The sequence below is a fragment of the Pseudomonas sp. MWU12-3088 genome (assembly GCF_023242405.1).
Lineage (GTDB): Bacteria > Pseudomonadota > Gammaproteobacteria > Pseudomonadales > Pseudomonadaceae > Aquipseudomonas > Aquipseudomonas kribbensis.
Genome location: NZ_JALJEA010000006.1, coordinates 240,822 through 254,925, shown reverse-complemented (window position 1 = coordinate 254,925; position 14,104 = coordinate 240,822). Strand labels below are relative to the sequence as shown.

Here is a 14,104-nt window from a genome sequence, read left to right as displayed (position 1 = left end):
CTCAACGCGCAACGTGATGCCGCACTACATGGAGAGTTTTTTATGCCAATGAATACCTTTGCGTTTCATCTTTCCCCACGGGGCAAACTGCGCTGGGCCATCGCCAGCCTGTTCCTGGTCGCTCATCTGCCGGGCGCCATGGCCGGCGGTGTGGTGGTCGCACCCGGCCCCGGCGGCACCGCGCAATTGCAGACCCAGGGCGGCGTCCCGATCGTCAACATCGTCGCGCCGAACGGCTCGGGCCTGTCGCATAACCAGTTCCTCGACTACAACGTCGACCGTCAGGGGCTGGTGCTGAACAACGCCTTGCAGGCCGGACAATCGCAGCTCGCCGGGCAACTGGCGGCCAACCCGCAATTGCAGGGCCAGGCCGCGAGCGTGATCCTCAACGAAGTGATCAGCCGCAACCCGTCGGCCATCAACGGCGCCCAGGAAATCTTCGGTCGCGCCGCCGACTACGTGCTCGCCAACCCGAACGGCATTTCGGTGAATGGCGGCAGTTTCATCAACACGCCGAACGCCAATCTGGTGGTCGGTCGTCCCGAGCTGAACGATGGCAAGCTGCAAGCCCTGAGCACCCGCGACGCCACCGGCCAGTTGCAGATTCAGGGCGGCGGCCTGCGCAACGGCGAAGGCTCGATCAACCTGATCGCACCACGCATCGACAGCCAGGGTGCGATCACTGCACGTGATCAACTGAACCTCACTGTCGGGCGCAATCAGATCGACTACGCCAGCGGCCAGGTGAAAGCCGTGGACCCGGCAGGCAACACCACCGATCAGCGAATCGACGCCAGCCTGTTCGGCGCGATGCAGGCCGGGCGCATCAACATCGTCAGCACCGCCGAAGGCGCGGGCGTGAAGGTCGGCGCGGTGCAAGTCGCCGGGCGTGACGGTGTACAGATCCGTTCGGCTGGCGACCTGAGCGTCAGCGGCCAGGCGATCCCGGACAGCCTCGACGTGACCCGCGCCGGCATTCGCAGCAGCCAGGGCGACGTCGGCCTGCACAGCGGCAAGGACCTGACTTTGGCCGCCACCGATGTCAGCGGTCGTGACGTGAAAGTCGATGCCAAGCGCAACCTGACCCTGACCACCGTCGAAAGCCGCAAGCTCCAGGAGCAGCGCGAGAACTGGAACAACAGCACCATCGGCATCACCTGGGAAACCTACGAACGCACCAAGACCGACAGCGATTCGCGCCAGCACGGCAGCCAGATCATCGCCAGCCGCGACGCGCAACTGTCGTCCGGCAAAGACACCGAACTGAAAGCCGCCAAGGTCGAAGCGAAAAACAACCTCAGCGTGCAAAGCGGCGGCGACCTGCGCCTGACCGCCGCCACCGAAAGTCACACCCAGACCGATCAGGGTAAGCACCGCAAACACCTGTGGAAAGCCGATTGGGACAGCAGCAGCGAAGAGCAGCGCAGCGTCACCAGCCAGTTGAAGGGCGGCAACATCGCCCTGCAAACCGCTGCGCTGTTGCGCTCCGAAGGCGCCGAAATCGACAGCGCCGGTGACCTGCAACTGGCCGGCAAACAGGTGGAAATCACCACCGCGACCCGCACCAATCGCAGCAGCGACAACCGCTATTCCGGTGATCTGGTCGGCGGCGGTTTCTTCGGCAAGACCGGCGACGCCGACAAGGGCCAGACCCAGCATCAGGGCAGCAAGATCAACGCCGCCGGCAAGCTGCTGGTCAAGGCTGACGACGTGCGTATCAGCGGCAGCCAGGTGCGCGGCGCCAAGGACGCCAGCGTGATCAGCGACAACGGTTCGCTGACCATCGACGGCGTGCAGGACACCTCGCACAGCAACAACCATGACAAGGACAGCAAGTTCTTCGGCATCACCAAGGACGAGTCCCGGCAGAACAGCAAGGACAGCACCACGGTGCGCAGCGAGCTGGCTTCCGACAGCAACCTCAAGCTGAAAAGCGCCAAGGACATCGAAGTCGCCGGCTCCACGGTCAAGGCCGGCGGTTCGCTGACGGCGGATGCGGCGGGTGATGTGAAGGTGCATTCCACCCAGAACACCCACGACAGCAGCAACAGCACCCAGACCCGTGGCTTCGACGCTTACGCCAAGGAGCAGACGGCGGAGCAGTATCGCGCCGGCGTGCATTATGAAGACAAGGCGCAAACCGTCACCGCCAACGACGTCACCCAGCAGGGCTCCAGCCTCAGCGGCGGCAGCGTGCAAGTGAAGGCGGGCGGCGACGTGACGCTCAAGGGCGCCGAGGTGAAATCCACCGCTGGCGACACCACGCTAAGCGGCAAGAACGTCTCGCTGTTGGCCGAGCAGGACAGCCACAGCACCTCGACCGAAACCCGCAGCACCGGCGGCGGTTTCTACTACACCGGCGGCCTCGACCGCGCCGGCAGCGGCGTGGATTTCTCGCACAGCACCTCGCAAGACACCACCGGCAAAACCACCGCGCAAACCACCGGCGTGCAGAGCAGCGGCAGCCTCAACATCAATGCGGACAAACTCGCCACCGAAGGCGCGCAACTGAAGTCCGGCAACGGTCTGAACGTCGCCGCCAACGAAGTCGACAACCGTGCCGCGAGCAACACCGAGAGCAGCACCCACAGCGAGAGCAACTGGTCGGCGGACATCGGCGCCAACGTCGAGTACAAAGACATCGCCCGGCCGATTGCCGGCGCGGTGAAAGACGTGCTCGACGGCAAGGTACCGGACAAGGACGCACTGGCCAATCTCGGTCAGCCGAACGTCGGCATCGACGTGGCAATCGGTCATGCCAGCGCCGATAAAACCGAGCAGAGCAGCAATGCCGTGGTCAGCCGGTTCGACGGCCAGACCGTGGACGTGAAGGTCGGCGGCACGCTGCACGATCAGGGCACGCAGTACAACGCCAGCGCCGGCAAAGTGAACATCAGCGCCGACAAACTGGTGGCCGATGCCGCGAACAACACTCGCAGCAGCACCGACAACGCGGTGGATGCCAAGGTCGATGTGCGTGTCTACACCAAGACCGGTGAAGACGTGAACGTGGCCGGCAGCGGCGCGGGTGGCAGCAGCCAGTCGAGCAAAGACAGCTCCACGGCAGTGGTCGGCGGTTACGCTGGCAATCAGGGCGTGAACATCAATGTCACCCGCGACGCACAATTCGAAGGCAGCCGTTTCGACGGCGGGCAGGGCGGTGTCAGCGTCAAGACCGGCGGCGATCTGGCCCTGAATCAGGCCAACGACCGTCAGAGCAGCGACAGCTCCAGCCTACGCGGCAACGGTTCGCTGACCGTCGGCACCTTGCCGGGCACCGACGGCACCAATGTCGATCTGGGCGCCGGGTTCCAGCTCGATCACAAAGGCAACCAGACCACCGACAGCCAGGCCCACGTCGCCAGTATCAGCGGCAACGGCCCGGTGCAATTGAGCAGCGGCGGCAATCAGGTTCAGCAGGGCTCCAAGATCGACAGCGCTGGTGCTATCGACCTGAAGGCCGACGGCAAGCTCGATCTGCAAGCGGCCACCGATTCGCACGTCGCCACCGGCAGCAATCTCGGCGGCGGCCTGAAGGCCGGCGGCAGCAAGACCAGCAGCGAGAAGAGCCGCGATCAGGGCGGCAATCTCAGCGGCAACTTCAACATCGGTCGGGTCAACGAGAACACCCAGACTCTCAGCGGTGGCCAGCTCAACAGCCAGAACGGCATCGCCTTGAGCGGCGATTCGGTGCGCCTGCAAGGCACTCAGGTCAGCGCGCCAAACGTCAGCATCGACGCGCAGAAGGGCGGTTTCGTTCAGGAGTCTGCGCAGTCCACCGACAGCCGCAACAACTGGAACGTTGCGCTGAACGCCGGTGGCAATCTGAGCAAAAGCACGCCGACCGCCGCCGATGAGAAAGTCAGCAGTGATCACGGCTTCAATGCCGGGGCCAAGGTGGGCGTGGATTACCTGCAAGGCACCACCCAGCAGAACAGCCAGATCAAGGCTGACACTGTGGTGTTGAACAGCGCAGGTGATGCGAACCTGAGCGGTGCGCGGATCGATGCGCGCAATGTCAGCGGCAATGTGGCCGGTGATCTGTCGGTCGAGAGCCGTCAGGACTCCAGCACTCACGCCAAGGTCGATGTGGATCTGGGCCTGACTGCCAAGAAGACCCCCGCAGACGACAAGGGCAAATTGGCCGGTACCGACTACAAGCCGACGCTGAAAGCTGACGGCGAATACTCGCACAAGGACAGCGTGAAACAGGCGTCCGGCATCAGCGCTGGTCAGGGTGTGAATCTCACCGTCGGCGGCGCTACCCAGCTGACCGGCGCGCGGATTTCCGCCACCGAAGGCAAGGTCGATCTGGGTGGTTCGAAGGTCAGCAGCAGCGATCTGAGCAACCTCGACTACGGCGTAAAAGCCGGCCTGGATCTGCCGCACAAAACCGAAGAAAACGCACCGAAGGTGTCCCTTGAAAACGGCAACCTGAAAGTCGGCCCGGTGACCCTGAGCGGTCATCTGGACAGTCAGTCCCTGCAAGCAGGGATCGACGAAAAAGGTTGATTCACCGTCAGTGAAACCGGCGGGAGCGAGCCTGCTCGCTCCCGCTTCTGATGTGCGCCTCTCTCAAAACGGCAGCCACTGTCGTTTCCCGTCAAGTCGATGAATGCATGCGCTCTACACTCGGATGAAACCGGGAGGCCGCGCCATGCACGACAACGTCCAATACCTGAGAATCCAGCTGGCCTGCGCCCTGCGCTGGGCCGCGCGCTTGAACCTGCACGAATCCATCGCCAATCACTTCAGCGTGGCCACTTCGCAGGACGGTCGCGAGTTTCTGATCAACCCTTACGGCAAACATTTTTCGCGGATCCGCGCCAGTGATCTGCTGCTTCTCGATGCCGACGATCCGGCCAGTCTCGATCGCCCGGACGCCCCGGACATCACTGCCTGGGCCTTGCACAGCGCCTTGCACCGCAACCAGCCCCAGGCCCGTTGCATCCTCCACACCCACAGCAAATACGCGACGACATTGGCCTGCCTGAAGGACTCACGACTGCCACCGATCGAGCAGAACAGCATGCGGTTTTTCGAGCGGGTGGTGATTGATGACGGTTTTGATGGCATGGGCCTTGGGGAAGAGGCGGAGCGGGTGAGCAGGCTGCTCGGTGACAAGCCGATCCTGCTGATGGGCAATCACGGATTGCTGGTCGCGGCACCGAGCGTGACTCAGGCGTTTGATGATCTGTATTACTTCGAGCGGGCTTGCGAGGTATACATCACCGCGTTAGCGACCGGGCGTGAGTTGCGCGTGGCCAGCGATGAAGTGGCGCGCAAGACCTGTCGGCAGTGGCTGGATTATCCGGGGTTTGCGGACAAGCATTTCAATGCATTGATGGGCATTCTTGATGAGGACGAGCCGGCGTACCGGCAGTGACTCATTCTTGCGACAAGTGCGCCTTGCTCAACGGCTGGCGCATCACCGGCGCGCTCCACGCCTGGCGCCGGTCCTCGCTCGGCGGGCAGCCAAACCGTGCGCGGTAAGTGCGGGAGAAATGCTCCAGCGATCCGAACCCCGAACACGCCGCCACCTGGGCCACGCTCATCTGTGTCTGTTGCAGCAGGTTGTGTGCCCGGGCCAGGCGCAGGGTGATGTAGTACTTGAGCGGCGAGAGCCCGGTCTGATGTTTGAACTGGCGCTCCAGTTGCCGCCGCGACAGGCCGACTTCACTGGCAATCGCCTCGCAGTCCAGCGGCTCTTCCAGCGCCTTTTCCATCAGTTGCACGGCACGGCGGATCTTGTTGCCGTACATCCCGCTGTTGCCCAGGCCGCCGTCGAGCTGATTGTCCGCCGGCGCGCGCATCTGGCCCATCAGCAGATGCAGGCCGATTTCACGGGCCAGATCCGCATCGAAGCGCTGGCCGATCCAGCCCAGCAGCATGTCGAGAATGGTGGTCGCGCCTGCGCAAGTCAGGCGCTGGCGTTCGAGGGTGTAGAGCTGCGGTTTGGCGTGGACTTTGGGGTAACTCTCCTGAAAACCCTGCAGGTTGTCCCAATGCACCGCCGCTTCGTAGCCGTCGAGCACGCCGGCAGCGGCCAGCAGTTCGGTGCCGGTTTCCACGCCGATCAACACCGCGCCGAACAGCGCCTGCTTGCGCAGCCAACTCTTGAGCGCCGGGTTGCGGCTGTGTTGATGCACCTCGAAACTGGCCAGCACCACGCAGGCGTCGAAGGCCTGCTCGTTGTTCAAGCCAGCTTCGGCAATGCTCGCCAGACCGTTGCTGGCCGTCACCGGGCCCTGCTGCAAGGACAGCAACGTCCACTCGAACAGCGTACGCTGGCTCAGCCAGTTGGCGATGGCCAGCGGTTCCAGCACTGCCGCCAGACCGAAGTTCGAGAACGCCGGCAGCAACAGCACCGCCACTCGCAGCGGTGCTTCATAGTGCGGTACAGCTTCAGCGGATCGGGTCATCGCCATCTCTGCTTTATCGTTGTTCGGTCTGCCAGTGCGGATGGGTCCACACCGGTACATCGGCGGCTGGCAGCGGGGCGAGGTTGCGGATCAGGTCACTGGCCTTTTCCGCGATCATCACCGTCGGTGCGTTGGTGTTGCCGCTGACGATCATTGGCATGATCGATGCGTCCACGACGCGCAAGCCGTCGAGGCCGTGCACTCGCAGTTGTGGATCGACCACGGCTTCAGGGTCGCCAATCGGCCCCATCTTGCAGGTGCCGCTGGCATGGTAGCCGGTTTCCGTGACTTGCCGCGCCCAGGCGTCGAGCTCGGCGTCGGTCTGCACCGAACGGCCCGGCACCAGTTCTTCGCCCTTGAACGGGGCCATGGCCGGCTGGTCGAGGATCTCGCGCACCAGCCGTGCGCCGGCGCGCATGTCGGCACGGTCCTGCGCAGTCTTCAGGTAGTTGAACAGAATCCTTGGCGGCCGCCGCGGTTCGGCGCTGTGCAACGTCACGCTGCCCAGGCTCGTAGGGCGCATCAGGTCGATGTGGATCTGGAACGCGTGGGTCGGCACCAGCTCGACGCTGCCCGGTTGTACGGCCAGCGGCATGAAGGTCAGTTGCAGGTCCGGGTGTTCGACGCCGGCCCGTGATCGCAGGAATGCACCGGCCTCGAAATGGTTGCTCGCCGCCAGACCATCGTGACGGACGAACCAGCGCGCACCGATCCACCATTTGCCCGGCGCGGTGGTCCAGCGATACAGCGACACCGGTTGCTTGCAGCGAAATTGCACGACCGCATCCGGGTGATCGTTGAGGCGTTTGCCGACGCCCGGCAGATCGTGGATAACGCTGATGCCGAGGTCGCGCAGCTCTGCCGCCGGGCCCACGCCCGAGAGCAACAGCAACTGCGGAGAGTTGATCGCCCCGGCGGTCAGCAGCACTTCCCGACGGGCGCGGACGGTGTTTGTTTCGCCGTTCTGTTCATAGTCAATCCCGACCGCTCGCCGTCCCTCGAACAGGATGCGCAGCACCAGTGCATCGGTCACCACTCGCACGTTGCCCCGGGCCAACGCTTCGCTCAGATAACCGCGCGAAGTGCTCCAGCGCCGACCGTTGCGTGTGGTGCGATCCACCGGGCCGAAGGCTTCCTGGCGATAGCCGTTCAAGTCCTCGCTGACGCCATAACCGGCCTCGGCCCCGGCCGCGATGAACGCCGCGCACAACGGTGTTTCGACATCGCCGGGAGTGACGTGCAAATGGCCGCTGGCGCCGCGATAGTCATCTCCACCGTCGGCGTGAGTCTGCGCACGCTTGAAGTACGGCAGCACTTCGCGATAGCTCCAGCCGGTGCAGCCCTGTTCGGCCCAGCCGTCGTAATCCCGGGCGTGGCCACGGATGTAGACCATGCCGTTGATCGACGATGAGCCGCCGAGGGTGCGGCCTCTTGGCGTACCGATCCGCCGCCCGTCAAGGTACGGCTCGGGCTCGGACTGATAGCGCCAGTTGTAGCGCGAGCCGCCCACCACAAGGCCCACGGCGGAGGGCATGTCGATCGTCCAGCTCTTGTCTTCAGGGCCGGCCTCCAGCAGCAGGATGCGCACACTCGGGTCTTCGCTCAGGCGATTGGCCAACACGCAACCGGCCGAGCCGGCGCCCACGATCAGGTAATCAAACCCGGTTTCGTCCATGGTTTGCTCCGTTCTGACAAATGACGAGGGAAGGGCGGATCAGTCCACGGAATGGCCGTGAATGCCGTTGAACACCAGGCGATGAAAGTGATGCACCAGATGCTCGCTTTCATTGCTGCGCTGGGCGTCGATCATGTAGCGGCCCTGGTCGTAGCCGAGCGAGCGCAGGCCCTTTTGCACCGAGATGTTCAGGGCGATGTCTTCGGGGCCGAGGTCTTCGTTCATCCACTTCATGCACGCCTTACTGACGGCGGCCGTCTCGGGGTTGCTGGAGTAGTAACCGAAGCGCAGCAGCGAGCGCTCGGCATCCAGCGGAATCATGATGAACGAGCCGAGAAACTCGGAGAACGGGAAGGTGTAGAAGGTGTTGTTCGGCCACATGCCGATGTTGAAGAAGCATTCCTGCGGATTCAGCTCGCTTTTCAAAGGCACGCCATAGGCTTCGGTCGCCGACAGGTTGGCCGGTGCAGCGTAGGTCCACCAGTTGTCGCGTTTGATCAACTGATAACCCTTGAAGTCGATCAACCGGGCGAGGTCGATGTGGCACGGGCCGGACAGTTTGAAGTGATAGCCCTCGATGGAATTGTCCATGATCACCTTCCAGTTGGCCGGCACGATGACGTCCTGTTCCTCGATCAGGCGCATGTCGGCCAGATCCGGGAACACCCGACGCATTTCCTCATCGGCACCGGGGAATAGATCCCGCAGCGACGGCGCATTCGGATCGAGGTTGAAGTAGATGAAACCGCCGAGTTCCTCGGTGCGCACCTGGGGAATGTTGAATTGCGCCAGCTCGAAATTCTTCATCCGCTCGCAACGAGGCGCACCGCGCAGGCTGCCGTCCATCTCGTAGCACCACGAGTGATAGGCGCAGCGCACCACGCCACCGGTGGTGCCACGGCGTTCTTCGAGCAAGCGATTGCCGCGATGCTGGCAGACGTTGTGAAAGCCGTGGATCTGCCCCTGCCGGTTCTTCGCCACCACCACGCTCTGATCGAACAGATCGGTGACCACGAACTGCCCCGGTTCGGCGAACTCACTGGCATGCCCGGCGACATGCCAGGCCTTCATGAAAATGTTGTCGCGCTCGGCACGGAACAGGCTGTCGTCGTAGAAATAGCGCGAGGGCAGGGTGAAGGCCTGCTCTGGATCCTGCTGATCCCAGGCGTCGACCGGGCTGTGCTGCTTGCGTGTCTGGAAACTGTGCATGAGGCGATCTCCACGGCTTGTTGTTGTGGGATCTAATCTAGGGTGCGGGGCGGGGGTGGGGTTGATGGATTGCGACCAGTTGCTGGGCGGAATGATCAATCGCAGGCTGTACCGTGGAGGCCTTGACAGCCCTGCGATAATGAAACTTCACCGCGATCATGATGCAGAGGAAATTTCTCCATGGACAATCAAGCACTCAAGGCTTTGTTCGACCAGCAGTCCGCTGTCTATGACAAACAGTGGAGCGGCATGGCGCCCATTCGTGATGCTCTTTATTTGCTGCTGGATTCAGTGTTCGCGGGCCTGCCGGAAAATGCCCGGATTCTCTGTGTCGGCGTGGGCACCGGTGTGGAAATGGCGCACCTGGCGCAGCGGTTTCCCGGCTGGCAATTTACCGGGGTCGACCCTTCGGGCGCGATGCTCGACGTGTGCCGTCAAAGAGCGACCGAAGGCGGCTTCCTGGCCCGTTGCCGTTTTCACGAAGGCTATCTCGATACGCTGACGGATGAATCCGCTTACGACGGGGCGACCTGTTTTCTGGTGTCGCAGTTTTTGCTCGATCCGCAGGCCCGTATCGGCTTTTTCCACGAGATTGCCCGTCGTCTGGTGCCGGGCGGGATTCTGGCGAACGCTGATCTCGCTTCTGACACCGCATCGCCGGCCTACGAAGCATTGCTGCGTCACTGGATGACGCTGATGGCTTCGGCCCAGGTGCCGACGCAAATGCTCGAACGAGCGCGTGCGGCGTATGCCAGCGATGTGGCGATCCTGCCGGCGCCACAGGTCGCCGGACTGATCGATTCGGCGGGGTTCGAGGCGCCGGTCCAATTCTTTCAGGCGGGGTTGATGCATGGGTGGTTCTGCCCACGCAAGGCAGAGATTGCCAGGAGTTAGCGCTGAATTTGAGGCTATCACTCGTCAAACAGAATCCAGCCGTGACAGATGCCGTCAAAATTCTTTGCCGTAAAAAATAGCTCAAGTTCTGTCGCGTCAAATTCTTTGTGCAGCCAGTGCCCACGTACTGGCCCTCTCGTTATCACAAACTCCAAGCGATACCTTTGAACAGTCCACGATCTGAAAGACGCCCGATTCAGTTCAAACCTGTCGCCCTGCTTGAGCGCCCATAGTTTTTCGACAAGACTGCTATCTCGCACCACCTCTTCGGCTGTCGTCAGCAGATGCAGTGAATGGAGCTTTTTTTGAAGCCTGAGGCTTCTAGTCATAAGTTAACCTGTGTCGGGTTGGCCCACTGAGCGGTGAATTCACCGATTCTTTCCGCGATGCGGCTCTCGACGGTACGCAGACGCAGTATGGGAATGCCGCTTTTCGCCAAAACGCCATTTTTCAAATTGTCCCGCGCCACCTGATCGGGTCGGTCGTGAGAGCCGCCATCGACCTCAATGACTCCTACAGGGATCTTGCCCACCTTGTAATAGATCACGAAGTCGCAACTGGCGCGCGCCATGAAGGATCGCTCACGGTCTGTCCAATCGTGGTTGCGTGGTGATGCGATCTGATGCAGTTTGACCTGCGTATGGAACATCAATGAACGGCACTCCGGAGCGATCAGTTTCTGGCGCAACAGATGCGCCACGATCTGCTCGGACTTGTACCGTGAGTCTTCTGGCCGCAGGCGGGCGTCCAGGCGCGCCAGAGACTGATCAAACTCTCGGTACAGCAAATCAAAGGCCGATACGACGGGGGCGCGAACGATCTGATCCTCATGCGCGTAATAAGCGATGTAGCGCATCAGAGCCGCTATGTGGCCGTTGTTGCTGGTGAACACGTCGTCACCGGTCACCAGGGTGAAACGGTGTTTGGCGCGCGATACCGCCACGTTGATCATGCGTGGGTCATCAACGAAGTTCAGGCGGCTACGCTCCTGGTTGTAGCGCTTTTTGTCCAGCACCGTGGAGAAAACGATCTCGTCACATTCTCGACCCTGAAATTTGTGCACGGTGTCCTTGGCGAAGTCTTTTGGCAGGTGCGTGCCGGAAAGATTGACCTGCGCACGGAATGGCGCGATGAAGCCGCGGCCATCGCCGTCCAACCCGATCGGTTCTCCCTCGTTACCGAGCAGTTTGAGTAGGGAATCCAGCTCGCGCAGGTTGACATTTTGGCGAGTGTGGTTGCCTTTGGCTGTCACCACCAGGCGCAATGGCTCTTCCCCTTTATCCTCGGTCATTGGCACCAGAGCGTTGTCATAGAACTGCTGATTGCAGAACTGAATGATCTTGGGATGACAGCGGTAATGCTCTTTCAGCAAGGTTCTGGGAAGCGATTCCCTGAACACTTCGATGCACGAGTCGAGCAGGCTGTAGCGCTCGCAATCGTATGCAGGGGCGGGCGCCTGCAAACCCAGCAAAATCGGGATGTGCGCCAATTGGCGACTGTCGCCGACGATGATCAGATTACGTGCACAGCCCAGAGCCAGAATGCCCGGCACAATGTCTTGTAGTGAGGCTTCGTCGATGATCACGTAGTCGAGGATCGCCCCCGGCGCGATCGAATTGACGATCGAGTGCGTACCGCTACCCAGGATCGGGAAACGCTTCAAGAACGCATCGAACTGCTGACGGTACGTCTTGGTATCAAAATTGTCCGAGGATGGTGTCGGGCGTTTCAATTGCTGTTTCAGATAACGAATCGATGCCGATTTCAACTCGTCCAACAAGACCTTGAAGTTTGCGCGCGCCAGCGATTCCCGACACGCCTGTAACTCCGCTTCAGTGTCTTGTAACGCCTTGTCGTAAAAGTGTATCTGCAGGGCATGAAAGACAGACAAGCGTGTATCGCCTTGAGCGAATGGCCTGGCGCGCAAGATCTTGAAATTGAACAGCAGTTCTACTCGATCTTTAAAGCGGATTCGCTCCTCACCGAGATGGGTCAGATAAGCCATCAGATCCGCAGTCTTGCGCGGCGAAAGTCTGTATTTATCCAGCAAATGGTTGGTCTGTATGTGGCTGTCTGTCAGCCATTGCTGCAGGTGGCGTCGCTCAACTGCGAGTTCATCAAGCTCCATCTGCAACTGCGCCGCTCGATTATGGGCATGCAAGTGCTGCTTCAAGCGAGCCAGCAAGGCTTGAATCTCGTCGAGTGTCGGTGCGGGCTCGGGCTCGCTTGATGGCCAAGGCGGCAGGTCAGCAAAGAAGTCTTCGCGGTTGTCCCGGTTGCCGAGCTTGGCGATGAGGTGGCCCAGGCCGCTTTTCTCCAGTTTCTCGTAGACGTTTTCCACTGCTGCATTGTTGTTGGACAGCATGGCAACCGTCTGACCGCGCAACAGGATATTGGAGATGATGTTGAGGATGGTCTGGGTCTTGCCGGTTCCCGGAGGGCCCTCGATCACGCTGACTTGCGCACGGAAGGCCTGCTCGACCGCCAAGAGCTGGCTCTCGTTCAGTCCAAATGGATAGATCAGCCCTTGACCCGGCGTCAGTGTACCGTTGCGACCCGTACAGTATGCCTGCAGAGCGGTGTCGGCACTGGCGGGCAGTTTTTCCAGTTGACGCAGGACGTTGGCTGCGATCTCACGGTCAGTATTTGACTTGGCGTGATCCCGCCGGGCATCTGCCACCGCTGAAAAATAGCGAAAGACCGGCGAACGCTTCATCGCTGTCGGTTGGGTAAAGCCGATGCCGTCCATCTTGTAGACATACGGTTTGTCGGAAGCCGGGTAATACACGACGGCATATCGCTCACCGTAGATCGTCGCCTTGGCAATGGGTTTGACGATCGCACTATCGGACCTGGTCAGCAACATCTCAACCAGTTCGCGGGTGGGAGTAACACGGCAGTCACTGATCGGACGCGTGTATGTTTTCCTGGAGGGGTAATGACAAGTCAGTTGAAGGATTTCGTGCTTATCGCTCCAGTGAATCGACCAGTCGCTAATCTTCGGGGTCTTGTCCTCGCCACACACCTGAATCGATACCATACGTCCCTTTAGTCCATTCGCACGATATCCGACTGCGCTTCACTGCGAACCACAGGATGTCGTTGATTCTCCGATAGTGGTCATTTTGCCATCATTGCGTACCAGGCTGATAGAGGGCTTGTGCAGTTGGAATCTCCCAGAACTTCGGCGCTGTACGAAGACGGAAATCCTGAAAGGGAGCGGACCTGTTTCCGTATACGCTCGCTTCCGGCCTGAACCGGTGGTCGACCGACCAAAAGCGGCTTTGCACAGTGTCAAACAACCTCGTTGGCATTCCCGAGGAATCCATTGCTTCGGCTTAATAGGAAGCATTACTATTCACGCCCCTTTCCTCAGCACGCCGCAATGATCCCCATGCTGCCCCGCAGACCCGGCTTTCTCGAGCATTACGAAGAGTTGATCGGCACCTGGACCCGTCGCCTGCGCAATCGCTCGCAGGCCGAGGATCTGGCGCACGACACCTTTGTGCGGGTGCTCGAATCCGATTCGTCGGCGGTGCAGCAACCCCGGGCGTATCTGCATCAGACGGCGCGCAACATCGCGGTGGACGGCTATCGGCGTGAGGACCGGCGGGGTGCCATGGAGTCGGAGGCGATCGATCTCAGTGAGTCGCCGACCGGCGACCCGGAGCATTACATGCATGCGATCCAGCTGGCCGATTCCATCGAACGGGCGCTCACGGAGTTGCCGGTCAACTGCCGGCGGATTTTCGTCTGGCAGAAGATCGAAGGCCTGACCCAGGCGGAAATCGCCGAACGCCTGGGCCTGTCCAAGAACATGGTGGAAAAGTATATGATCCGCACCCTGCGGCATCTGCGTGATCGCCTGGACGGGGCGCAATCATGAGCCGCGGCGTCTTTTCAT

Annotated in this window: 9 protein-coding genes; 4 read left to right on the top strand and 5 right to left on the bottom strand. The window is 61.1% G+C overall.

What is annotated here, in order from left to right; genetic code table 11:
* The first annotated feature begins 42 nt into the window (after positions 1 to 42).
* Positions 43 to 4,512, top strand: coding sequence for a hemagglutinin repeat-containing protein (locus M5B98_RS16635; protein ID WP_248743298.1), 4,470 nt, complete (start codon positions 43 to 45; stop codon positions 4,510 to 4,512).
* A gap of 145 nt (positions 4,513 to 4,657) precedes the next feature.
* On the top strand, positions 4,658 to 5,386 hold the full coding sequence (locus M5B98_RS16630; protein ID WP_248743297.1) for a class II aldolase and adducin N-terminal domain-containing protein: 729 nt from the start codon (positions 4,658 to 4,660) through the stop codon (positions 5,384 to 5,386).
* A 1-nt stretch (position 5,387) separates the two neighbouring features.
* Here M5B98_RS16630 and M5B98_RS16625 read toward each other — a convergent pair whose 3' ends face one another.
* Genes M5B98_RS16625 through M5B98_RS16615 form a run of 3 tightly spaced genes read right to left on the bottom strand, consistent with a single transcriptional unit; the run spans position 5,388 to position 9,306 of the window.
* Positions 5,388 to 6,422, bottom strand: a complete 1,035-nt coding sequence (locus M5B98_RS16625; RefSeq protein ID WP_248743296.1) for a GlxA family transcriptional regulator — start codon at positions 6,420 to 6,422, stop codon at positions 5,388 to 5,390.
* Between the two features lie 13 nt (positions 6,423 to 6,435).
* Positions 6,436 to 8,097, bottom strand: a complete 1,662-nt coding sequence (locus M5B98_RS16620) for a choline dehydrogenase (protein ID WP_248743295.1) — start codon at positions 8,095 to 8,097, stop codon at positions 6,436 to 6,438.
* A 39-nt stretch (positions 8,098 to 8,136) separates the two neighbouring features.
* Positions 8,137 to 9,306 (bottom strand): aromatic ring-hydroxylating oxygenase subunit alpha, encoded by a 1,170-nt coding sequence (locus M5B98_RS16615; protein WP_248743294.1) that lies wholly within the window; start codon positions 9,304 to 9,306, stop codon positions 8,137 to 8,139.
* A 180-nt stretch (positions 9,307 to 9,486) separates the two neighbouring features.
* Between M5B98_RS16615 and M5B98_RS16610 the strand changes: the two genes are divergently transcribed.
* Positions 9,487 to 10,200, top strand: coding sequence for a class I SAM-dependent methyltransferase (locus M5B98_RS16610; RefSeq protein ID WP_248743293.1), 714 nt, complete (start codon positions 9,487 to 9,489; stop codon positions 10,198 to 10,200).
* A 17-nt stretch (positions 10,201 to 10,217) separates the two neighbouring features.
* Here the strand turns inward: M5B98_RS16610 and M5B98_RS16605 are convergent, their stop codons facing one another.
* Together M5B98_RS16605 and M5B98_RS16600 are read right to left on the bottom strand one after the other, a co-directional pair.
* Positions 10,218 to 10,529, bottom strand: coding sequence for a hypothetical protein (locus M5B98_RS16605; protein WP_248743292.1), 312 nt, complete (start codon positions 10,527 to 10,529; stop codon positions 10,218 to 10,220).
* Positions 10,526 to 13,240: an AAA domain-containing protein gene (locus M5B98_RS16600; protein WP_248743291.1), complete on the bottom strand. Its 2,715-nt coding sequence runs from the start codon at positions 13,238 to 13,240 to the stop codon at positions 10,526 to 10,528. Before M5B98_RS16600 ends, M5B98_RS16605 begins: the two co-directional genes overlap by 4 nt.
* Positions 13,241 to 13,585: 345 nt before the next feature.
* Between M5B98_RS16600 and M5B98_RS16595 the strand changes: the two genes are divergently transcribed.
* Entirely contained in the window at positions 13,586 to 14,086 is a 501-nt protein-coding gene (locus M5B98_RS16595) for a sigma-70 family RNA polymerase sigma factor (protein ID WP_045121794.1), read from the top strand.
* The last annotated feature ends 18 nt before the right edge of the window (positions 14,087 to 14,104 follow it).